The organism is Deinococcus radiopugnans ATCC 19172 (assembly GCF_006335125.1).
Taxonomy (GTDB): domain Bacteria; phylum Deinococcota; class Deinococci; order Deinococcales; family Deinococcaceae; genus Deinococcus; species Deinococcus radiopugnans.
Window position 1 is genome coordinate 41,870 of sequence record NZ_VDMO01000006.1, and the last position, 22,694, is coordinate 64,563.

The window sequence follows — 22,694 nt, forward strand, 5'->3', positions numbered from 1 at the left end:
AATGGTCTGCTAGCGCCCTGCCGACACAGGCTCCTGTCGCGCCAGGACCTCTTGCAGTCCAGTCTCAAAGCGCTCTACCGCCCCGTCCACGTCCGCCAGCTTGTCCAGCCCGAACAGGCCGACGCGGAAGGTCTTGAAGTCCGGCCCCTCTCCTACCTGAAGCGGCACACCCGCCGCGATCTGAAGGCCCGCCTCGCGGAACGCCTGGCCACTCTGGATGGCGTCGTTGTCGGTGTAGCTGACCACCACGCCGGGAGCCTTGAACCCCTCAGCGGCGACGCTCGAAAAGCCTGCCGCTTTCAGCACCTCGCGCACCCGGTTGCCCAGCTCCCACTGCGCGTCCTGCGCCTTCTCGAAGCCAAAGGCCCCCATCTCCAGCACGGTGTCGCGGAACTGGCGCAGGCCGTCGGTGGGCAGCGTGGCGTGGTACGCAAAGCCGCCGCCCTCGTAGGCGCGCATGAGGTTCAGCCACTTTTTCAGATCCAGGGTGAAGCTGACCGAATCGGTGGCGTCCACCCGCGTGACCGCTGCCGCGCTCAGCAGCGCGATGCCGGCGCAGGGCGTGCTGCTCCAGCCCTTCTGCGGCGCGGTGATCAGCACGTCGATGCCCAGATCGGCCATGTCCAGCCACACGCAGCCGGAGGCGATGCAGTCGATGACCAGCAGGCCGCCGACCTCATGCGCGGCCCCCGCCATCTGACGGATGTACTCCTCCGGCAGGATGATCCCCGACGACGTTTCCACATGCGGCGCGAAGACCAGCGCGGGCTTCTCGCGGCGAATGGCCTCCACCACTTCCTCGATGGGCGGGGGCGCAAACGGCTCCTGCCGCCCGTCGCCCTGCTCCCGCGCCTGAAGCACCGTCACGGCTCCCGGCACACGGCTCATCTCGAAAATCTGTGACCAGCGGTAGCTGAACCAGCCGTTGCGCACCACCAGGCAGGGTTGGCCCTGCGCCAGTTGATCCACCACCGCCTCCATCGCGGACGTGCCCGAACCCGGAATGATCGCCACAGCGTCGGCGTGGTAGACCGCCTTCAGTTCACGCGACAGGTCAGTCATCACCGCCTGAAACGCTGCGGACATGTGGTTGAGGGAACGGTCTGTGAACACCACCGAGTATTCCAGCAGGCCGTTGGGGTCAATGTCGGGGCGAAGGGGGGGCATGGCGTCTCCTTGGGGTGGGGGAAAGTAGGAATAATCGAAAATTGCTTCCACTTCTAAGTATGACCCAAAAGTGGAAGCAAGCGTCCCGTTTCCAGCATCAGGCTTGCGCCCTCAGCGAGAACGCCGTCTCAGAACTGCGCCAGCACGCCCTCTAACCGCTCCTTCTGCGCCCCGAAGTCCTGCACGCGGCGTTTCTCCTCCTCGATCACCTCGGCGGGGGCACGGGCCACGAAGCCCTCATTGCCGAGCTTGCCCTGCGCCTGCTTGATCTGCCTGTCCAGCTCGGCCAGCCGCTTTTTCTGCTTGCCCAGCCACTCGGCGATGTCCACCGTGCCCTCCAGCGGGGCGCGGACGGTCACGCCGCCTTCCACGGCAGACAGGGTGCGGCCTTCCAGCGCCTCCACCAGCTTCACGCGGGCAATGCTCTCCACCACGCGGGCATTCTCGGCCACCGTGCCGGCCTGCTCGCCCTCCACGACGACGCCCAGCCGATCCTGCGGCGACAGGCCCAGCTCGTTCTTGAGGCTGCGGGCGGCAGCCACCGCGTCGCGCAGGCCGCCAAAGGTGCGGGTGGCGTCGGCGTCGTGCAGGGCGTCCACCGGTTGCGGCCAGGCGTGCAGCGCCAGCTGGCGGCGGTGGCCCAGCGCGGCGTAGACCTCGGAGGTGATGAACGGCATGAAGGGGTGCAGCAGCTTCAGGATGTGTTCCAGCACGGCCTTCAGCGTCGCCATGCTGCCCAGTCGGCCCTCGGCCAGCGCGGGCTTGGCGGCCTCGATGTACCAGTCGCAGAACTCGTCCCAGGTAAAGGCGTACAGCGTGCGGATCGCCGCGCCCAGATCGAAGGCGTCCAGTTGCGCGCTGGCCTCGGCGGTCACGGCGTTCAGGCGGCTGATGATCCAGCGGTCTGCCGGGGTCAGATCGTCGCGGGCCACCAGCGCGGTCAGCACGTCCCTGCTGCGCATTTCCGCGCTGGGGGCATCGGGCGTCAGGCTGCGGACGTAGGCGGTCAGATCGTCGTTGCCCTCCAGTTTCGGAATCGCCTCGCCCAGCCGCATTAAAGCGAAGCGGGCCGCGTTCCACAGCTTGTTGGCAAAGTTGCGCCCCTGCTCGAAACGCCGCGCGTCGTGGCGGATGTCCTGTCCGCCGGTAGACAGGAAAGCGAAGGCGAAGCGACAGGCGTCCACACCGTACTGCTCGAACAGTTCCAGCGGATCAATCCCATTGCCCTTGCTCTTGGACATCTTCTGGCCCTTGGCGTCCAGGTACAGGCCGTGCAGCATCACGGTGTTGAACGGGGCCTGCCCGGTCAGCCCGTAACCGGCCATCTGCATGCGCGCCACCCAGAAAAACAGGATGTCGTAGCCGGTGACCAGCACCTGCGTCGGGTAGAACTTGCGGAAATCCTCGCTGTCGGTGTCGGGCCAGCCCAGGGTGGAAAAGGGCCACAGGTTGGAGGAAAACCAGGTATCGAACACGTCCGGGTCACGGCGCAGTTCCAGATGGGCGTAACGCGGATCCTGATCGCAGTCCAGTTCGGGGTTCTCGGGATCGGGGACGTAAATGTTTCCTGAAGCGTCGTACCACGCCGGAATCTGGTGGCCCCACCACAGCTGCCGCGAGATGTTCCAGTCGCGGATGTTCTCCAGCCAGTCACGGTTGACCTTGCTGTACCGCTCCGGCACGAGGCGCATATCTCCGGCGTCCAGCCCGGCCAGCACCTGATCTGCGAAGGGTTTCATGTGGACGAACCACTGGGTGCTGATAATCGGCTCCACCGGCACCTTCGTCCGCTCGCTCAGGCCGATGGCGGTGTCGTGGTCTTTCTCCTCCAGCAGATCACCGGAGTCGGTCAACGCCTTGACCACCGCCTTGCGTGCGGCGAAGCGTTCCAGGCCCCGGAACCCCTTCGGCACCAGATCGGAGGTCAGGTTCCCCTCCAGATCGATCACGCTGGGCCGCGCCAGTCCGTGCCGCTCGCCGATCTCGAAGTCGGTAGGATCGTGCGCCGGGGTGATCTTGAGGGCGCCCACCCCGAAGTCCATTTCCACGGCGGCGTCGGCGATGATCGGAATAAAGCGGTCTGTCAGGGGAATGCGCGCCCGCTGCCCCACCAGATGCGTGAACCGTTCGTCTTCGGGATGCACCGCAATGGCCTGATCGGCGAAGATCGTTTCGGGGCGCACGGTGGCAATCAGAATCTCGCCCGCCTCGCCGTTGCTGGGGGCGGCCTCCGCGTCTTCCAGCTTGTATGACAGCGTGGTCATCTTGCCCTTGCGAACCTCACGGTCAATTTCCAGTTCGGACAGGGTGGTCTGGGCGGCCACGTCCCAGTTGACGATGCGCTCGCCCCGGTACGCCGCGCCGTCGTGGTACAGCCGCACGAACTGGGCGCGGACGGCCCGGCTCAGGCCCTCGTCCATCGTGAAGCGCTCGCGCGTCCAGTCGGCGCTGACGCCCAGGCGCGTGAGCTGGTTCAGGATGATGCCGCCGGACTCGGCCTTCCACTCCCAGACGTTGTCCAGAAATCGCTCGCGGCCCAGATCGTGGCGGGAGATGCCCTGCTCGCGCAACTGCTTTTCCACCACCACCTGCGTGCTGATCCCGGCGTGATCCATGCCCGGCAGGTACAGCGCCTCGAAGCCCGCCATGCGCTTGTAACGGATCAGGGTGTCGATCAGCGTGTTGTCCAGCGCGTGGCCCAGGTGCAGGTTGCCCGTCACGTTGGGCGGCGGAATCACGATGGTGAACGGTTCGCGCCCGCTGGTGGCGTCGGCTCGGAACGGCTCGTTGCGCCACCTCGCCGCCCAGCCCGGCTCGACGGCAGAGGGATCGAACTGCTTGGCGAGGACGGAGTCGTTCTCGGCGGCGCTGGTTTCGGGCATGGGGGATTCGGGCGTGGTGGATTCGGGCAGGTCAGTCATGGGCGGGTCTCCTGGAGAGGGGTTGGGTGTTGGTTTGGGAGGAGGTGAAATCAGTTCTCAGTTTTAAGGGTGGCGGCTTGCGGCTTAACCCCTCAGTCAGCTTCGCTGCCAGCTCCCCTCAAGGGGAGCCAAGAGTGGCAGTTGGTCGTGCCACGGCGCAGTCTCCTTGCCTCCCCTTGAGGGGAGGTGCCCCGCAGAGGCGGACTCGCAGAGCTGCGAAGCAGAGGGGTTAAACCGCAAGCCGCCACCCAGAAGAAACGGAAAAAAGTGGGGGCCTTCATCAAAATCAAAACAGTCGTCGAACAAAACCATCCCCCCCGTTCAAGAAACGAAAAAACGTCCCGTCCGCCGGATTGCTCCGTGCGCGGACGAGACGTGAAGGTGACGTGTCCCGTGGTACCACCGCAATTCCCACCTGCATGGTGGGCGCTCTGAACGCGCTGTGGCGGGCGCACCCGGACGGGTCTACTTCCCACCTGTTGATGAGACAGGGGCGGGGGTTCTTCCGTCTCGCTCGCGGGCGACTTTCTCCGGCTGCGTTCCCGTCCAGCGTCTCAGTCGCGCGCTGAATTTCCTGTGGGCGCATGGGCACGGGTACTCCTCCCGGTCACTGCCCGGCCAGTATACGCGGCGGCGCGGGGGAATGACATCCACCAGATGGCGGAGGCTCCCGGCCCCCAGAACCGCCGCGCTGGCCGTCTGGATCAAGAGGAAACCTTTATTTTGGGCCGACTTCAAAGGGGGGATAAATGCCGTCTCCTCCGCCTCGGCCAGCGGTTCCCTAACCTACTCGGGCAGTCAAAACGACGTGGACGCCTGACCCCAGGCACGCGGCCCCGTCGCCGAGGTTTTTCATGAAGCAAGCACACAAGAGCAAGTTGGCCCTGACCCTGACCCTTCTTTCCGGCGCGGCGCTGGCCGGCGGCAACGATGGGATGCGGCAGGAAGGCATGCTGGCCGTGAACGGCGCGCAGATTCACTACGTCTCGCAGGGCAGCGGCACGCCCATGCTGCTGCTGCACGGCTACCCCCTGAGCGGCGAACTGTTCTCGCGCAACCGCGACGCGCTGGCGAATGCGGGCTACCGGGTCATCACCATTGACCACCGGGGCTACGGCCAGAGCGTGGCGCCGGCGGACGACGCCGGCTCCATCCAGACCTACGCCAAAGACGCGCTGGCGGTCATGGATCAGCTGAACGTGCCCAGCGCGATCATCGGCGGCATGTCGATGGGCGGCCCCATCGTCTTCGAGATGTACCGCACCGCCCCCGAGCGCTTCAAGGGCATGCTGCTGATCGATACCATCGCCAACCCCGCCAACGTGGTGGAAAAGGCCCTGTGGGGCGGCATGGCGCAGAAGGCCGTGACCTACGGCCCGCAGTCGCTGGTGGGCGAACTGCTCAAGGACATGCTGACCGGCGTGACCCGCCTGAACAAACCCGGCGACGTGAAGTTCCTCGGGGACATCGTGCGGCAGGCCAGTGTGGCCGGCGACGTGGCGGGAGCCAAAGCGCTGTCCGAGCGGCTCGACTCGCTGCCCACGCTGGCGAGCATCACCGTGCCCACCCTGATTCTGGAGGGCGTGGAGGACACGGTGTACCCACCGCCCTTCGCCATGAAGATGCAGCAGAACATCGCAGGCAGCAAGCTGGTGCTGATTCCCGGCGCGGCCCACGCCGCCATCTACGAAAACGCCCCAGCGGCCAATCGCGCCATTCTGGACTGGGCAAGCACGCTGAAGTAAACGGATTGCGAGAGGGGGCAGCCAGCAACGGCTGCCCCCTCTGACTATTCAGCCTGATGTTCTCCCCCCACCTGCCCGCCCCAGCAACGGCAGCGCAGGCACCCGCACCAGCGCGGCCAGCGCCAGGGCCGAGCGTACCCCCAGCACGTTGCCCAGCACCCCGAACACCGGGCCGAACGTCACCTGTCCCAGCGCGTCGGCCTGCGAGGCGATGGAATTGACCGTGGCGCGCGACGCCGGATTGAGGCCCCGATTGATCCACGCGTCGTACAGCGGCGAGTACAGCCCGCGCAGCACGCCGTGAACCACCAGCGCCCCCGCCGCCCAGCCGAAACCCGGCGCGTAGGCGAAGGCCAGCAGCGCCGCCACGCTCAGGCCCAACACCCAGCGCAGGGCCAGCGCCGCCGCCCGCGCATCGGCTGGATGGATGCGGCGGCGCAGCGGTTCAGTGACGGCCAGCCCGACAAGCTGAACGATGATCGCCAGCACAATGAACCAGTTCGCGGCGCTCAGGCCGCCGGGCAGGCCCACCTCCACAACCAGCAGAAATTCGTTCAGGCGATCCAGCGCCTCGCTGCTCGCCCCGTACAGCACGGCGCTCAGCATCAGCAGGGTCAGCACGCGGCTGGCGCGCACCTCGGTCACACCCTGACGGAAAGTGGCGGACAACGCCGCCCAACTTTGGCGTTCCTCGCGTGGGGCCGGGGCAAAGCCGTCTTCGGGCATTCGCAGCCACAGATACAGCGCGAGGCACAGGGCCACCGCGCCGCCCACCAGAATCGGAACGTGCAGGCCCAGCGTCGCCAGACCCGCCGTCGCCGCGATGCCGGCCAGGCCCGCCGCCCGCCCGTACTGGCTGCCCAGCAGGTACAGCCCGGCCGCCCGCCCCTCGCCCACCTCGTCGGCCAGCCACGCCTGCTGCGCGCCGCTGAGGAAGGTGTAGCCCGCCGCCAAGACGATCTGGGTCAGCAGCAACGCCCAGAACACCGGAAAGGCGGCCACCAGCAGCATGGCCGCGCCCAGGCACAGGCAGCCCAGAATCACCGAGCGGCGGCGCGAGTACACATCGGCCACCACGCCCGTCGGCACTTCCAGCACGAAGGCGGCCCCCTCCAGCGCCGCGCCGATCAGGAGCAGTTGCAGCGGGTTCAGGCCCGCCACCGTCACGAAATACAACCCTTGCAGCGTAAAGGCCAGGGCAAAGGCGAACGACAGACCCGCCGACAGCGTCAGATAGACCCGCGTGGGGTCATTTTTTCTCAACATATTCTTCCCTGGGGTTCAACAGCCCGGTCTGGTCACGAGGACACGTGCGCCACCTCAGTTTCAGGCGCGCAGATTCTTGACGTGGAGGGTCAGAGGGCTGTTGACATGGATACATCACCCCAGGGTTGAGGCTGAAACCAGTGTACTGAAAAGCTGAGTGGGCGTCCGGCGGTGCAGCAGAGGGCGGCGGCCCCCGCAGGAACCGCCGCCCAATTGTTTAGGAACCTGAGCCGCTCAGTTGCGGCAGCGGATGTCCTGGCCGAAATACTGGTTGCTGATCTTGGCGTAGGTGCCGTTGTTCAGGGCCTTTTCCAGCGCCGAGTTCAGCTCTTTCAGCAGGCTGCTGTTGCCCTTCTTGACGGCCATGGCGATGCTCTCCTTGAACAGCAGGTCGCCCTGCTTGACCTTGCCCTTCTGGGCCTTGACCAGATCGATACCGGTGAACTTGTCGCCCACCCAGGCGTCTACGCGGCCCGACATCAGCGCGGCCTGGGCGTCGGTGTCCTTGGGGAAGGTCTTGATGTCGCCCACGCCCGGCACCTTGCGGACGTTTTCCAGATAGGTGGTGCCCACCTGCACGGCCACCGACTTGCCGGCCAGATCAGCCGCCGTCATGGGGCCGCCGGGCTTGGCGACAATCGCGCCCCCGGTGCAGTAGTGCGGGTTAGAAAAATCCACGGCCTTGGCCCGCTGCGGCGTGATGCCGTGGCTGGCGATCACGAAGTCGTAACGGTCCTGCTGCAACCCGATCAGCAGGTTGTCGAAGGGCTGCGTCGTCCACTCCACCTTCAGGCCCAGCTCCTTGGCCAGCGCCTCGGCCAGCGTGACCTCGAAGCCGGTCAGCTTCTTGCCCTCCAGCACGTTAAACGGAGGGAAGGCGCCCTCGGTGGCGATCTTGATGGTGCCGCTCCCCTTGATGGCGTCCCAGGTGCGGGCCTGGGCGGTGGTGGCGAGGACGGCGAGAGCGGTCAGGGTCAGGATGGCTCTTTTCATGTGAACTCCTCTGGACAGTGTTCGTCCGTGTTGAACCCGAAATCTCTGGAAAAGACGCCGGGCATGTGGTTGATGACCGGCATTGTAGCGTCCTGAAAAAGCGTGGGCCTCAGATGGGCGGTCAGGCGACGTGCCTCCTGCGCTGCAGCAAGAGAAGCGTCACGGCACACCCCAAAGTCGGGCGGGGCACCCCCTAGACTGCCGCATGCGAATCGTGATTGTGGGCGGCGTGGCGGCGGGCATGAGTGCGGCCAGCCGCGCCATGCGGCAGAACCCGGAGGCCGACGTGGTGGTCTACGAGCGCGGCGAGTACATCAGCTACGGGGCCTGCGGCCTGCCCTACGTGCTGGGCGGCGACGTGGACAGCTTTGGTGACCTGATCGCCCGCACGCCGGATCAGATGCGTGCCCGTGGCATCGGCGTCCGCCTGCGCCACGAGGTGACGGGCGTGGACGCGGGGGCCAGCACCATCACCGTGGTGGATCACGCGTCCGGGCGCAGCGCCGTGGAGCCGTACGACAAACTGCTGATCGCCACCGGGGTCTCGGCCATTCGCCCCGACTGGGCGCAGACCGAATTGGGCGGCGTGCATGTCCTGCGCGACATCCCAGACGGGCAGGCCATCGAGGCCAGTCTCCAGAAGGCGAAGCGGGCCGTGATCGTGGGCGGCGGCTACATCGGGCTGGAGCTGGCCGAGACGCTGCACTGCCGGGGCCTGAGCGTGGTGGTGGTGGAAAAGGGGCCGGAGGTGGCCGGGCGCATGCTAGACCGCGACTACCAGCGGCGCGTGCGGGCCGAGTTGGAGGGCAACGGCGTGGAGATTCGCTGCGGCACCACCGTCGAGAGCCTGACTGGCAAAGGCGGCCACGTGACCGGCGTGCAGACCGATCACGGCCTGATCCGCGCCGACGTGGTGATCGTGGCGGTGGGCGTGCGCCCGAACGTGGGGCTGGCCCGCGCGGCGGGGGCGCGGATTGGCAAGACCGGGGCGGTGGCGGTGAACATTCGCCAAGAAACCAGTGTGGAGGGCGTGTATTCAGCAGGAGACAACACCGAGTCCACCCACCGGGTCACGCGCCGCCGGGTGCATATCCCGCTGGGGCTGACCGCCAACCGCATGGGCCGGGTGGCCGGGGTGAACATGGCCGGGGGCGACGCCACATTCCCCGGCGTGGTGGGCAGCAGCATCTTCAAGACCTTCGCGCTGGGCGCGGCCCGCACCGGCCTGACCCAATCCGAGGCCGACGCGCTGGGCCTCAAGGCCGTCAGCGTGGACGTCAGCAGCACCGATCACGCCGGGTACTACGCGACGGCCAAACCCATCTACGTGCGCCTGACCGCCGAGCGCGTCACGGGCCGCCTGCTGGGCGCGCAACTGGTCTGCAACAACCACGAGAGCGTCAAGCGGGTGGACGTGATCGCCGCGCTGCTGCACGGGCGCGGCAAGGTGCAGGATCTGTTCGAGATGGATCTGTCCTACGCCCCGCCCTTCTCCGGCGTGTGGGACGTGCTGCTGGTGGCCGCCGACCGCCTGAGCCGCGAGATCGGCAAGAAGCAGGAGTAATACGGACTCCGATTGAAAGGTGTTGGAAACACCTGGAAATCCGAGCGGAGCGAGAAAGAGAAAAACGGGTTCCGGACGTGGAGTGTAGGAACCGGCGCTCTCCCGGTTCCTACACAAAACAAACGGAATCCGTTTAACAAGACTGGCGGCGGGCGCTCTGGCCTGGAATGCCCCGCAGCGGGGCTGATAGCCTGAGCCGACAGACAGGCGTCTTCGCCCTGCCAAGGAGCGTTTCATGACTCAGCCGTCCGCAGCTGTCCCGCCTCCCGCCCCGCTGCTGGAGGTCAGGGCCGATTTTCCCGTGTTCGCCCACCGCCCGGAACTGGTGTTTCTGGATTCCGCCGCGTCCAGCCAGAAGCCCGCCGCCGTCATTGACGCCATCGCCGGGTTCTACGCCCACGACTACGCCAACATCCACCGGGGGGCTTACGGGTTGTCGGCCCGCGCCACCGACCGTTTCGAGGCGGTGCGCGATCAGGCCGCGCAGTTCTTCGGGGCGCCGTCGCGTGACGGCGTGGTCTTCACGCGCAACGCCACCGAGGCGATCAATCTGGTGGCGCACAGCTGGGGCCAGGTTCACCTGAACCCCGGCGACGTGGTGCTGGTCAGCGAGCTGGAACACCACGCCAACCTGGTGCCGTGGCATCTGGTCACCGGGGGGCGCGGCGCGCGGGTGGAGGCGGTGGCGATGACGCCGGATGGCCGCCTTGACCTAGAGGATTACGAACGCAAGCTGCGCGAGCTGCCCGTGAAATTTGTGGCCCTGCAACACGTCAGCAACGCGCTGGGCACGGTGCATCCGGCGCGGCAACTGGTGGAACTGGCCCACGCGCGCGGCGTGTCGATCCTGCTGGACGGCGCGCAGGCGGCCCCCCACCTGCCGCTGAACCTGACGGAGCTGGGCGCCGACTTCTACGTCCTGAGCGCCCACAAGATGCTGGGGCCGAGCGGCGTGGGCCTGCTGCTGGCCCGCCCGGAGGCGCTGCGCGGGCTGCCCCCTTACCAGGGCGGCGGCGACATGATCCGCGAGGTCTACCCGCAGCACAGCACCTACGCCCCGCTGCCCCACACCTTCGAGGCGGGCACCCCGGCCATCGCGGAGGTGATCGGCTTCGGCGCGGCGCTTGACTACCTGAGCGGCCTGGGCATGGCGAATGTTGCGGCGCACGAGCAGGCCCTGCTGGGCTACGCGTTGCAGCGGCTGGGCGCGGTGGACGGCCTGCAACTGTACGGCCCGGCCTCTGGGCGCTGCGGGGTGGTCAGCTTCAACGTGGCGGGCGCGCACGCCCACGACGTCGCCGGGTTCTTGGACGAGGCGAACATCTGCGTGCGGGCCGGGCACCACTGCGCGCAGCCGCTGATGCGGGCGCTGGGCGTGGCCAGCACCGCGCGGGCCAGCTTCTCGGTGTACACCACCCCCGCCGACGTGGACGCCCTGGCCGACGCGCTGGGCGAGATCGCGCAGTTCTTCGCGGAGACGCCATGACCGCTCCCGGCAGCGCCATGCAGGCCCTCTACAGGCAGGTGGTCATGGAGCATTACCGCCGCCCGCGCAACTTCGGCGATCTGCCCGACGCCACGCACGCCGAGGGCGGCCACAACCCGTCGTGCGGCGATCAGCTGCAACTGATGCTGCGGCTGGACGGGGAACGCATCGAGGACGCCCGCTTCACCGCGCAGGGCTGCGCCATCTCGGTTGCCAGCGCCAGCCTGATGACCGGGGCGCTGAAGGGCAAGACCGTGGAGGAGGCCCACGCCCTGATCCAGTCCTTCACCGAGATGGTGCGCAGCGGAGAGGCCGCCCCCGAGCTGGGCGATCTGGCGGCGCTGCGCGGCGTCCACACCCTGCACACCCGCGTCAAGTGCGCCACCCTGCCGTGGCAGACCTTGCAGGTGCTGCTGGAACAGGCCCGCCCCTCCTGAACCCATGCGCCTGACTCTGCTGCTCGTCGCCCTGCTGCTGCCCTCTGCCGTGGCCCAGACCACGCCCGACGCCCTGGCCGGGGCGCTACAGACAGCAGCGCGGGCCGGGAACGCCGCCGCGTACCGCGAGCTCTTGCACGCAGACGGGACATTCGCGGTGGAGGGGGCCAACTTCGCCGCCGATCTGGGCCGGGTGCCGCAGCCCACCGTCACGTACCAGTTCTCGGACGTGGAGGCAACGGGAACGGAGGCCCACGCCCAGTTGAACCTGAGCTGGGAACGGCAGCCGGGGCAGGTCTCGCAATCCGAGTTGCCTGTAACGCTGCAAAAGGTGGGCGGGGTCTGGCGCTACGCGGGCGAGGCCCTCACCCTGCTGCCGACGGACGGGTTCTCGCTGTATGTCCTGAGCCAGCCCAACTTGCGGCTCCGCACCCGGGCGGCGAATGTGGGGGCGCTGCTGCCTGGGGCCGCCGCCCATGTTCAAGACGTGCTGGGCCTGAACGTGCCGGCCACCGCCACCGTCAAGGTCTATCCCAACCCCGCCACCCTCAGCGCCAGCGTGGCCCTGTCGCTGAAACCCGTGGGCGGCTGGAACGAGCCGGGCGAGGCGATCAAGCTGGTGCTGCCGCAAGACGACGATCCCCGGTTGAATCTGCTGCGGGTGCTGTCTCACGAGTTCACGCACCTGAGCGTCTCGGCGGCAGCGGGGCCGGGGCGCGACAAACGTATTCCGTGGTGGCTGCACGAGGGGCTGGCCGACTTCGTGGCGCGGGCGTACTGGCCGCCCGACTCGCTGGCCAGCGAGCAGAGGCGCGTGGCCGGATACGCGCAGAAGGACTGGGTGCCCCTGGCCGAACTGGCCGACTTCAACGCCGTGCCGGAAAACCAGTGGAACCATGTCTACGGGCAGGGGCTGGGCCTCGTCGAATTCCTGGCCGCGACGAAGGGAGAAGAGGCCCCCATGCAACTGGCCCTGGCCTTCGCGCAGACCGGGAATGCGGACGACGCGGCGCGGGCACTGGACTTCGCCTTCTTCGCGGCCCTCGAAACGGCGGCGCGGGCGTGGCTGGCTGCGCGTCAGGGCTGACCGTGGACGCGGTGCGGGCGGCCAAACTGATTCGCTGCCAGTTCCCGCCCCTGGCCGCCCTGCCCGTGACGCCGCTGGGCGAGGGCGGCGATCACCGGGCGTTTGCGGTGGGACAGCGGTGGGTTTTTCGGTTTCCGAAACACAGCGGGGGCGGTCAGGGCTTACTCAGGGAGGCGCGGCTGCTGACGTGGCTGGCCCCACACCTGCCGCTGCCGGTTCCCGTCCCAGTGTTCGTCGGCCAGCCGGATAGAGACTTTCCCGAAGCCTTCACGGGTGCGCTTCGGCTAACGGGAAGATCGGGTCTGGAAACCCCGCTGCTCAAGTGGGAAGAGGTGGGGCGCTCCGTGGGCCGTTTTCTGCGAGTCCTGCACGCTCAGGGCGCGGGCACGGCGCGGGCGTTGGGCCTGACGCTCGATTTCGATCCAACTTACTCCGACTGGCAGGAAGCCGCGCTGGAGGATCTGGAAGCCCTCTCGAGGCAGTGGCCTGAGGTGCAGAGTTGGCGCGAGGTCTTGAATCAGACGCCCACCTCCCAGCCGGGGCAGCTCGCGGTGATTCACGGCGATCTGGCCGCCGAGCACGTGTTCCTGAGTGACCGGGCCGAGATCACCGGCATCCTCGACTGGGCCGACGCCGCCATCGGCGATCCGGCGCGCGATCTGGCGGGGCTGATTCATTGGGGCGGACGGGCCATGCTGGACGCGGCCCTGGCAGAGTACGGCAAGACTGAGGCCGGGGTTATCGAGCGGGCCGCGTGGTACGCACTGTGCCGGGCGCTGGAGGACATGGCCTTTGGGCTGCGCTGGGACAGGCCCACGTATGTTGAGGGTGGGAAGCGGGCGCTGACGATCCTCCACATGGAATTCGCCGACACCCTGACCAAACCCAGGTAAAGGTTTGCCTCCGCCCTTCCGGTGGACAACGGCCCTCTTTCTGCACTAAACTTTGAACCGAGTCTAAATTTATTCGCCGTCTCTCCAGGAGGTTCCATGAAGATTCAGCCGTACCGTATTCAGAAGGCTGCCGTGATCGGCGCAGGTGTGATGGGCGCTGCCATCGCCGCGCAACTCGCCAACGCGGGCATTCCCGTGATGCTCCTCGACATCGTGCTACCGGACAACCCAGATCGTAATTTCCTGGCGAAGCAGGGCATCCAGCGGGCGCTCAAGGCCCGTCCCGCCGCCTTTATGGACAAGTCGCGCGCCGCCCTGATTACTCCCGGCAACCTGGAAGACGATCTGCCCAAGCTCAAGGACGCCGACTGGGTGCTGGAAGCCATCATCGAGAAGCTCGACGCCAAACGCAGCCTGTGGGAGCGCGTGGAGAAGGTGGCGAAGAAGACGGCGATCATCTCCAGCAACTCCTCGGGCATTCCGATGCACCTGCAAATTGAGGGCCGGGGCGAGGACTTCCAGCGCCGTTTCGTGGGCGCCCATTTCTTCAACCCGCCGCGCTACCTGCACCTGCTGGAAGTGATTCCCACCCCCAAGACCGATCCCAAAGTCGTGGACGCCTTCAGCGAGTTTGCCGAAACCACGCTGGGCAAGGGCGTAGTTATCGCCAACGACGTGCCGGGCTTCGTCGCCAACCGGATTGGCGTGTACGGCATCATCCGCGCCATGCAGCACATGCAGGAGGCCGGGCTGACCCCCGCGCAGGTGGATCAGCTGACCGGGCCGGTGCTGGGCCGCGCCAACTCCGCCACCTTCCGCACCGCTGACCTGTCGGGCCTGGACATCATCTACCACGTCGCCAACGACATCGGCAAGGTGACGCCCGACGACGAGGATTTCAGCCTGACCGACGCCTTCCGCACCCTGGTGGAAGACAAGAAGTGGCTGGGCGACAAGACCGGCAGCGGCTTTTACAAGAAGACGAAAGACGAGAAGGGCAAGACCAAGATCCTGAACCTCAACCTCGACACGATGGAGTACGAGGATCAGGGCAAGGTGAAGGTGGCCGCCGTGGAAGCGGTGAAGGGCAAGCCGCTGGCCGAACGGGTGAAAACGCTGTACACCGCTTCAGGCAAGGAGGGCGACTTCCTGCGCGGCGTGATGAACGACGGCTTCTGGTACGCCGCCAAGATGGCCGGGAACGTGTCGGGCCGCCTTCAGGACATCGACAACGCCCTGAAATGGGGCTTCGGCTGGGAGCAGGGGCCGTTCGAGACGATGGACACCCTGGGCGTGCAGACCGTCATCGCCAACCTGGAAGCCGAGGGCCGCACGCTGCCGCCCCTGCTCCAGGCCATGATGGACAGCGGGCGCGAGAAGTTCTACTCTGTTAATGAGCAGGGGGGCGACGAAACCGTGACGCCGGAGGGCCAGCCCACCAAGTACGAAGCGCCGTATTTCATCCTGACCGATCTGAAGAACGACGCCTCCAGGGTGGTCAAGAAGCGTGGCGGGGCCAGCGTCGTCGATCTGGGCGACGGCGTGCTGCTGGTGGAATGGCACGCCAAGATGAACGCGCTGGGCGAGGATCAGCTGCGCGCCGTGCAGGACGGCCACAAACTGGTGCAGGAGATGGGCTACGCCGGGCTGGTGCTGGGCAATCAGGGCGAGAATTTCAGCGCCGGGGCCAACCTGCCCCTGATCCTGTCGCAGGCGCAGGCCGACGAGTGGGACGAGCTGGACGACTCCATCAAGCAGTTCCAGCAGGTCACCACGTCCCTGCGCTTCTCCCCGCACCCCACTGTGGCGGCCCCCTTCGGCCTGACCCTGGGCGGCGGCGCGGAATTCACGCTGCACGCCGATCATGTGGTTGCCAGCGCCGAGCTTTACATGGGGCTGGTGGAAGTCGGCGTGGGCCTGATCCCCGGCGGCGGCGGCACCAAGGAAATGCTGCTGCGCTTCACCGATCAGCTGCACCCCAGCCAGCAGGTGGGCATCACGCTGCTGCCCGCCGTGCAGCGCGCCTTCGAGCTGATCGGCACTGCCAAGACCTCCACGAGTGCGTTAGAGGCCCGCAACCTGGGCTTCCTGCGCGACACCGACACGGTTGCCATGAACAGGAACCACATCATCATGGAAGCCAAGCGGCAGGTGCTGGCGCTGGCCCCCGGCTACGTGCAGCCCACGCCCCGCCAGGACATCCCCGTGATGGGCGACGCCGCCATCGCCGCGCTGAAGAGTGCGCTGTACGGGATGCACCAGGGCGGCTACATCACCGATTACGACTTGGTGGTCAGCAAGGAACTGGGCCGGGTGCTGAGCGGCGGCACCGGCAACAACCGCACCGCCAAGGTCAGCGAGCAGCACCTGCTTGATCTGGAACGCGAAGCCTTCCTGACCCTGCTGGGCAAGAAGGGCACGCAGCAGCGGATCGACCACATGCTGAAGACTGGGAAGCCGCTGCGGAACTGAGTTTCCCGTCCCTCGCTGTCACGGTGAGGGATAATCAGCCCCCCATCCACCCGCAGGAGAATGTCCCGTGTCGATCCTCACCCGAATCCGTCAGATCAACCGCCGCCGGGCGCTGGGCTGGGCTGCCTTTTCCTACGCGGTGGCCGTCCTGTCGGGTGCATTCCTGGGCGCAGAGATCACCCTGCGTTCCAAGACGCGGCGGGTCAAGGGCGAGTTCGTTCCGGTGGGGCGGCGCGGCAACTCGGTGTATCTGCCTGCCTCGCCGGAGACACTGTCTCGCGGAGTGGTGGGTATTGTGCCTCTGCTGCCCAACAAGGGGCACGCCGTCCTGGGGCCGCCCAAGCTGGCCGGAACGCTGGTACGGCGCGACATTCTGGAAGAACGCGGAGTCTTACCAAACGGTTCGCTGGCCTGGGTCTCCACCTTCGTCTACAACGGCACGCCGGGGCAACTGGGCATCGACTACGAGGCCACCTCCGTTCACACAGAGGTGGGGAACATGCCCGCGTGGCACATTCCCGCTGTCTCTGGTGAAAGGGACGCCATCGCCATCGTGATTCACGGGCACGGCGGGCAGCGGGCGCAGGCGCTGCGGATGCTGCCGGCGCTGCGGCGTTCAGGGGTGGCCTCGCTGTTCGTCACCTTCCGCAACGCGCACGGTGCGCCGCGTGTGGGCAAGGGCTACCTGAGCCTGGGCGACAGCGAGGCCGAGGACGTGATCGCCGCGCTGGACTGGGCGAAGGCCGCCGGGTACGGACGGGCCATGCTCTACGGCTTCTCGATGGGCGGCAACGTGGCCCTGAGCGTGCTGCGGCCCCGGCACCAGCCGTACCCGATTCCGGTGACGGGCGTGGCGCTGGACTGCCCGGCGCTGGACTGGCGCGACACCATCCGCAGCAACGGGCAGCGCTACGGCATTCCCGGCTTCATGGCGCGGCACATCGGCAACTTCGTGCAGTACCTCGTCACGCGGCGCAGCGGGCAGGATTTCGACGTGGTGGATCAACTGGCCGCCGCCCCCGGTTTCCGTGTGCCCATCCTGCTGTGGCACGGCACCCGCGACGCCACCATTCCCATCCGCCAGTCCGACGCCCTCGCCAGGTTGCGCCCCGATCTGGTGGAATACCACCGCGTCGAGGGGGCCAAGCATATTCGCTGTTGGAACATTGACCCTGCCAAATATGACGCAGAGTTGGAGGCGTTTATCGGGAGGGTTTTGCCGGGGGTGGGGGTATGACACCTGAAGAGCATTGTGTAGCTGAAGCACTAGACAAACTGCGAGAAAAGTTTGAACTTAGTGAACTGGCTCAATCTGATGTATTACTGTCAAAAAGTTTAATTTTGGTGGAATGTGAGACATCCTGGACAGGCTCTTTTTCTGAGGGCCAGATCTATGCTTCTTCTGGTATTGAACTGAAGAATGCAGAGGATAAAGTTTTTTGCTGGACGTTGAACTTCATATATGAGCGAGAGCCAAATCGTTTAGGGAATTTTTTACACTGGGGATCAGCTTATAGCTCCGTACATATTTTTTCGGCGGATGATCTTATGGCGACTTACAAAGATGTATATGGCATTGGTGAGGCTGATTTGATTACTCAATCCAACAAGACTATCCAACTTGCCGATCTAGCTGATTTTTCTAAAGGAATTGTCGCTTTATCCGGTATCTGCTTTCAAGATCTCGAATATATCTACCAAAATAATCTATTTCCGAGAATCGCAGCACTGGCACTGGAAATAGAAAAACCCCTAGCCTCTAACCCATTCAAGGAGTAAGTCATGAATCTAAAAGACGCCGTTATCGTATCCGCCGTTCGTACCCCCGTGGGACGCGGCATCAAAGGCACCCTCGCCAACACCCGCCCCGACGATCTGGCCGCCCTGGTCATGAACGAGGCCGTCAAGCGCGCCGGCATTGACCCCGCCCTGGTGGAGGACGTGTACCTGGGCTGCGCCATTCCCGAGGCCGAGCAGGGCCTGAACGTGGCCCGCCTGGCCGCGCTGCGCGCCGGTATGCCCGACAGCGTGGGCGGCGTGACCGTCAATCGCTTCTGCTCCAGCGGCCTCCAGACCATCGCGATGGCGGCGGCGGCCATCCAGACCGGACAGGCCGAGATCATGCTGGCCGGCGGCGTGGAGAGCATGAGCATGTTGCCCATGAGCGGCCACAACCCCAGCCCCAACCCCGATCTGGTGGACACCCGCCCCGGCTCGTACATCGGCATGGGCATGACCGCCGAGAACGTGGCCGACAAGTACGGCGTGAGCCGCGCCGATCAGGACGCCTTCGCCCTGCGCAGCCACCAGCGCGCCGCCGCCGCCCAGGACGCCGGACGCTTCGACGCCGAGATCGTGCCGGTGCCGGTGGAGAAGGACACCGTCAAGGGCACGAAAATCAAGACCGAAACGGTGCAGTTCGACAAGGATGAGCTGATTCGCCGGGACGCCAATCTGGAGGACATGGCGAAGGTACGCCCCGCCTTCAAGACCACCGGCAGCGTGACGGCGGCCAACGCCAGCCCCTTCAGCGACGGCGCCGCCGCCGTGCTGATCATGAGCGGGGACAAGGCGCAGGAACTGGGCCTCAAGCCACTGGCCAAGTTCCTGGGCTTCGCGGTGGCGGGCGTCGATCCCGAACTGATGGGCATCGGCCCGGTCAAGGCCATCCCCAAGGTGCTGGAACAGGTGGGCCTGACCCTGACCGACATTGACCTGATCGAGCTGAACGAGGCCTTTGCCGCCCAGAGCCTCGCGGTCATTCGTGAACTGGGCCTGAACGAGGAGATCACCAACGTCAACGGCGGCGCGATTGCGCTGGGCCATCCCCTCGGGTGCAGCGGCGCGAAGCTGGCGACGACGGCCATCTACGAACTCGGACGGCGCGGCGGCGGCAAGGCGCTGATCACCATGTGCATCGGCGGAGGCATGGGCGCGGCGGGCGTGCTGGAAGTGTACCCGGCGGAAGAAACGGCCCAGGCTGCCGACTGATCCCTCTTGAGACGGGCGGCTTCCGGGCCGCCTTTTTTCAGCCGTGGCGTGTCGGGTTTATTTGACATGGTGTCTGATCAAGCGTACACTCTTCCCATGATGACCCTGCGCGAGGAGACGGCCCCCCGCTCGTACCGCGAGAAGCTGGCGTGGATCAACCTGACGACGACGCTGGTGCTGTACGTGCCGTTCTTCGTCTTCGCGTGGCGTGGGCTGGCCGCGCTGAAGCCGGATGAGGCGCTGGAGGGCATCATCGCCTTGCACACGCTGCTGCTGCCCATGGTGATCTTGCAGGGTCTGCTGGTTGGGCTGGGACAGGCCGCCTTCTGGCTGACCGGCCAACGCGCCGCCCAGGAACCGGCCGATGAACGTGACCGGGTTATCGATGCCCGCGCCACCCGCGCCGCATACGTCAGCGTCGTCGTGGTGGCGGGCGTGGGCTTCTACACGTTGTTGCCCTTCGTGCTGTCGGGTCAGCCCCTGCTGGGATTGCCCTCTAACGTGATGTTCTCGCCCACCGCGCTGCTGCTGCTGGGCTTCACGGCTTTCGTGACGGCGGAGACGGTGCGCTTCGGTGTACAGGCCCACGGCCATAGGCGCGGCTTCTGAGCGTGGCCGCACCCCAGTCCCAGGGTCAGGTGGTCAACCACATCCGCCGCCTGCGCTTCGAGCGGGGCGAGATGACGCAGCAGGCCCTCGCCACGGCAGCGGGGGTGACCCGGCAGACCATCAACGCCGTCGAGGGCGGCAAGTATTCGCCGTCGCTGGAACTGGCCTTCAAGATTGCGCTGGTGCTGGGCCAGCCCATCGAGCGGGTGTTCGCTTACGTGACAGACTGAAGGGGCGGCGCGGCTTCCCCCTCCCCCGCCCATAGGCCCTGCCGCTGGAGGGCCGCCACCAGCCGGGGTTCGCGGCCCTCCATGCTGCCGCCCACGGCGAAGTAGGAGCGCAACAATCTGGCCCAGTCGCCGGGCTGGTCCCCCCGCGCCGCGATGGGGTTCATGACCTCCACGGCGGCGCGGATTTCCTCGTCCGTGCCGGGGTGATAGGTGTCGGTGTGAATCACCAGCGGGCGCGGCACGCGCGGGCGGTACGGCGTGTCCTCGGCAGACTTTCCGATGGTCAGCGCGGCGAAGGGCAGCACACCGGGCGGCAGCGCCAGCAGATCGATGATGCCCTCCAATCCATTCATCACGCCGCCGATCCAGCAGCCCTGGTAGCCCAGCATCTCGGCGGCGGTCAGCAGGTTGGTTCCGGCCATCACCGCGTCCCCGATGCCGAAATGCACGGCGATGGCCGGCCAGTGCCCCGGCGTCTGCCCCCTGACCTCCAGCACCCGCTCCACGCGCCGCACGTCGGCGCACACCACGAAGGCCTCGGACGCGGTGGCGATGTGCGCGTTGGTGGTCAGGGCCGCCACCTCAGCCCGCACAGCAGGATTCACCAGCCGCACCAGCGAATACAGCTGAGCGGTGGCGTCGGTGGGCGCACGCTGGGCGGCGTGCAGGATGGCTTCCAGATGGTCTGCGGGCAGGGGCAGCGGGGAGCCGTCCTGGGCCGTCACGTACCTGCGGGTGGTGCGGTGGGCATCGTAGAAGGCCATGACCTGTTCGGCGCTCTGGGTGCGGGTGGGCAGCGGTGCGGACATGCCGGGCAGCATAGCGGGGCAAGGTAGGGCAAAGAACAGCCGGCGTCACACCCTGCAGAGAACAGCCACCGGACATCCGCTGGCCGACAGGAGCGTCAGAAAGAAGGGCAGCCTCCAGCGCAGAGTTCTGGAGGGTGCCCACCTGTCAGCCCAGGGGCCGAATCAGGCATCTTTCGGGGCCGACGCCTGTCGTCCGGTCTCGATCTTCTGGGCGCGCACCCGGCGGTGGGCCACGAACCACAGGCACACGGCGATCAGCACGCCTGTCGCCACGATCACCGGCCACGTCACGCCCTGAAAGGCCATGCCCAGCATGCCGCAGGCCAGCGCCACCGTCCACAGGATCACGGCAGTGCGCCGCGCGCTGGCGGTGCGGGCCAGCACGCGGTGGTGGATGTGGGTCTTGTCCGGGTGCCCCAGCGGGTTGCGGATGCCGCGCGCCAGCCGCCCGATCACCACCTGCGTGGTGTCCAGCACCGGCAGCGCCAGCACGATCAGCGGCACGATCAGGCTGGCCCCGGCGCTGAATTTCAGCGTGCCCAGCAGGCTCACGGCGGCCAGCGTGTAGCCGAACAGGTACGCCCCGGCGTCGCCCATGATGATGCGGCTGGGGTTGAAGTTGTGCCGCAGGTAGCCCAGCGCCGCCCCCGACAACCCCGCCAGCAAAACCACAGCGGCGGCCCGGTCTGGAAACTGCGCCGCCGTCGCCAGCAGCACCGTGCTGACCACAAAACCCACGCCGCCCACCACACCGTCCACGCCGTCCATCAGGTTGACCGCGTTGGTCAGGCCCACGATCCACAGAATGGTCAGGAAGATGCTCAGGGGCGCGTTGATGGCGTCGGGGAGGATCGGCAGGAAGGGAATGGCGTTGAAGTCGATCCGCAGGCCGTTGACGATCAGCAGCACGGCGGCCAGCACCTGCACCAGCAGGCGCGACAGCGGAGACAACCCATACTGGTCATCGATAAAGCCCACCAGCACCAGCAGCGACGCGCCCAGCAGAATGGCGAGCACCTGAATGTTGACGATCTCCACGACGATGGGGCGCAGCGCCCAGGCCACGATCACGCTGACGATGAAGCCCGCGAAGATCGCCAGCCCCCCCGCGTTGGGCAGCGGCTCGGTGTTCAGGCGCCGCGCGTTGGGCTGATCGGCCCAGCCCACCTGCACGGCGAACTCGCGCAGGCGCGGAATGAACAGCCAGGTAAATACCCCGGCGGTCAGGAAAGTGACGACGACGCTGAGAAAGCCACGCCCAAACAGGTCGGCGATGCCCAGATGCTGGGCGAGGGCAGAAAGTGAATCCATAAGCTGACCGGAGTCTAAAGGCTGCGGCGCGGCGAAAGGTCAGCCGAAGGGTGCAGGGCGCTCATTTGGTGCCGTAGATTCGGTCTCCCGCGTCGCCCAGGCCCGGCACGATGTAACCGTGGTCATTCAGGTGCGAATCGATGGCGGCGGTCACGATCTCCACGTCCGGGTGTTCGCGCTCAATCACGGCGATGCCTTCCGGGGCCGAGAGAATGCACATCAGCTTGATGGACTGCGCCCCGGCCTCTTTCAGGCTGGCGATGGCGGCGCTGGCACTGCCGCCCGTCGCCAGCATGGGATCGGTCAGGAAGACGCGGCGCTCGGCGATGTCGGCGGGCAGTTTGTTGTAGTACGCCACCGGCTTCATGGTCTGCGGATCGCGGTACATGCCCAGATGGCCTACCTTGGCCGCCGGCACCAGCGCCACGATGGCGTCGGTCATGATCAGCCCGGCGCGCAGGATTGCCACCAGCGCCAGCTTCTTGCCGCTGAGCATGGGGAATTCACCGGTTTCCAGCGGCGTACTCACGGTGTGCGGGGCCAGTTCCAGGTCGCGCATGGCCTCGTAGGCCAGCAGCATGCTGAGTTCGGCGGCCAGTTCGCGGAACTCCTTGACCCCGGTCTGGGTGTCGCGCATCAGCGAGAGCTTGTGTTGGATCAGCGGGTGGGAGACGACAGTGACCATGGGGGGAGCATATCGCCTGCAGGGCACC

At 66.5% G+C, this 22,694-nt stretch carries 19 protein-coding genes; 12 read left to right on the forward strand and 7 right to left on the reverse strand.

Going from position 1 to position 22,694, the window contains the following annotated elements; translation table 11 throughout:
• Positions 1-9 precede the first annotated feature (9 nt).
• Both FHR04_RS06720 and FHR04_RS06725 read right to left on the reverse strand, forming a co-directional pair.
• The gene (locus tag FHR04_RS06720; protein ID WP_139401869.1) at positions 10-1,167 is read right to left on the reverse strand and encodes an aminotransferase class V-fold PLP-dependent enzyme; all 1,158 of its coding nucleotides are present in this window, start codon (positions 1,165-1,167) and stop codon (positions 10-12) included.
• A gap of 128 nt (positions 1,168-1,295) precedes the next feature.
• Positions 1,296-4,049 carry a valine--tRNA ligase gene (locus FHR04_RS06725; RefSeq protein ID WP_139402135.1) on the reverse strand — a complete coding sequence of 918 codons (2,754 nt, stop codon included), beginning with the start codon at positions 4,047-4,049 and terminating at the stop codon, positions 1,296-1,298.
• A gap of 893 nt (positions 4,050-4,942) precedes the next feature.
• Here FHR04_RS06725 and FHR04_RS06730 point away from each other — a divergent pair.
• Positions 4,943-5,833, forward strand: a complete 891-nt coding sequence (locus FHR04_RS06730) for an alpha/beta fold hydrolase (RefSeq protein ID WP_139401871.1) — start codon at positions 4,943-4,945, stop codon at positions 5,831-5,833.
• Between the two features lie 48 nt (positions 5,834-5,881).
• On the opposite strand, the gene FHR04_RS06735 is transcribed toward FHR04_RS06730, so the two are convergent.
• Together FHR04_RS06735 and FHR04_RS06740 are read right to left on the reverse strand one after the other, a co-directional pair.
• The gene (locus FHR04_RS06735) at positions 5,882-7,099 is read right to left on the reverse strand and encodes an MFS transporter (protein WP_139401873.1); all 1,218 of its coding nucleotides are present in this window, start codon (positions 7,097-7,099) and stop codon (positions 5,882-5,884) included.
• 234 nt (positions 7,100-7,333) lie between these two features.
• Positions 7,334-8,092 (reverse strand): ABC transporter substrate-binding protein, encoded by a 759-nt coding sequence (locus tag FHR04_RS06740; RefSeq protein WP_139401874.1) that lies wholly within the window; start codon positions 8,090-8,092, stop codon positions 7,334-7,336.
• A gap of 205 nt (positions 8,093-8,297) precedes the next feature.
• Here FHR04_RS06740 and FHR04_RS06745 point away from each other — a divergent pair, with 205 nt between their 5' ends.
• The 11 genes from FHR04_RS06745 (at position 8,298) to FHR04_RS06790 (ending at position 19,861) form a co-directional block, all read left to right on the forward strand.
• Entirely contained in the window at positions 8,298-9,656 is a 1,359-nt protein-coding gene (locus FHR04_RS06745; RefSeq protein ID WP_139401876.1) for an FAD-dependent oxidoreductase, read from the forward strand.
• A gap of 235 nt (positions 9,657-9,891) precedes the next feature.
• Entirely contained in the window at positions 9,892-11,142 is a 1,251-nt protein-coding gene (locus FHR04_RS06750; protein WP_139401878.1) for an aminotransferase class V-fold PLP-dependent enzyme, read from the forward strand.
• Positions 11,139-11,579, forward strand: coding sequence for a Fe-S cluster assembly sulfur transfer protein SufU (gene sufU / locus FHR04_RS06755; protein ID WP_039682763.1), 441 nt, complete (start codon positions 11,139-11,141; stop codon positions 11,577-11,579). The genes FHR04_RS06750 and sufU overlap by 4 nt, the downstream gene beginning before the upstream one ends.
• 4 nt (positions 11,580-11,583) lie before the next feature.
• Positions 11,584-12,666 (forward strand): hypothetical protein, encoded by a 1,083-nt coding sequence (locus FHR04_RS20915; RefSeq protein WP_170213875.1) that lies wholly within the window; start codon positions 11,584-11,586, stop codon positions 12,664-12,666.
• Positions 12,642-13,559: a phosphotransferase family protein gene (locus tag FHR04_RS20920; protein WP_170213876.1), complete on the forward strand. Its 918-nt coding sequence runs from the start codon at positions 12,642-12,644 to the stop codon at positions 13,557-13,559. Before FHR04_RS20915 ends, FHR04_RS20920 begins: the two co-directional genes overlap by 25 nt.
• A gap of 96 nt (positions 13,560-13,655) precedes the next feature.
• Positions 13,656-16,031 carry a 3-hydroxyacyl-CoA dehydrogenase/enoyl-CoA hydratase family protein gene (locus FHR04_RS06765; RefSeq protein WP_139401882.1) on the forward strand — a complete coding sequence of 792 codons (2,376 nt, stop codon included), beginning with the start codon at positions 13,656-13,658 and terminating at the stop codon, positions 16,029-16,031.
• Between the two features lie 67 nt (positions 16,032-16,098).
• A complete protein-coding gene (locus tag FHR04_RS06770) occupies positions 16,099-17,268 on the forward strand; it encodes an alpha/beta hydrolase family protein (RefSeq protein WP_139401883.1) in 1,170 nt (389 codons plus the stop codon).
• The gene (locus FHR04_RS06775; RefSeq protein WP_139401885.1) at positions 17,265-17,810 is read left to right on the forward strand and encodes a hypothetical protein; all 546 of its coding nucleotides are present in this window, start codon (positions 17,265-17,267) and stop codon (positions 17,808-17,810) included. The genes FHR04_RS06770 and FHR04_RS06775 overlap by 4 nt, the downstream gene beginning before the upstream one ends.
• A 3-nt stretch (positions 17,811-17,813) precedes the next feature.
• Positions 17,814-19,022 carry a thiolase family protein gene (locus FHR04_RS06780; protein WP_139401887.1) on the forward strand — a complete coding sequence of 403 codons (1,209 nt, stop codon included), beginning with the start codon at positions 17,814-17,816 and terminating at the stop codon, positions 19,020-19,022.
• A 96-nt stretch (positions 19,023-19,118) separates the two neighbouring features.
• Complete coding sequence (locus FHR04_RS06785) at positions 19,119-19,631, forward strand: hypothetical protein (protein ID WP_139401888.1); 513 nt, start codon at positions 19,119-19,121, stop codon at positions 19,629-19,631.
• 2 nt (positions 19,632-19,633) lie between these two features.
• Complete coding sequence (locus tag FHR04_RS06790; RefSeq protein WP_375782553.1) at positions 19,634-19,861, forward strand: helix-turn-helix transcriptional regulator; 228 nt, start codon at positions 19,634-19,636, stop codon at positions 19,859-19,861.
• On the opposite strand, the gene FHR04_RS06795 is transcribed toward FHR04_RS06790, so the two are convergent.
• From FHR04_RS06795 to upp, 3 genes are all read right to left on the reverse strand, one after another.
• On the reverse strand, positions 19,846-20,670 hold the full coding sequence (locus FHR04_RS06795) for a nitroreductase family protein (RefSeq protein WP_139401890.1): 825 nt from the start codon (positions 20,668-20,670) through the stop codon (positions 19,846-19,848). The two genes, FHR04_RS06790 and FHR04_RS06795, sit on opposite strands and share 16 nt — an antisense overlap.
• A 162-nt stretch (positions 20,671-20,832) precedes the next feature.
• On the reverse strand, positions 20,833-21,981 hold the full coding sequence (locus FHR04_RS06800) for an MraY family glycosyltransferase (RefSeq protein WP_139401892.1): 1,149 nt from the start codon (positions 21,979-21,981) through the stop codon (positions 20,833-20,835).
• Between the two features lie 61 nt (positions 21,982-22,042).
• Positions 22,043-22,666, reverse strand: coding sequence for a uracil phosphoribosyltransferase (gene upp, locus FHR04_RS06805; RefSeq protein ID WP_039682749.1), 624 nt, complete (start codon positions 22,664-22,666; stop codon positions 22,043-22,045).
• Positions 22,667-22,694: the final 28 nt, after the last annotated feature.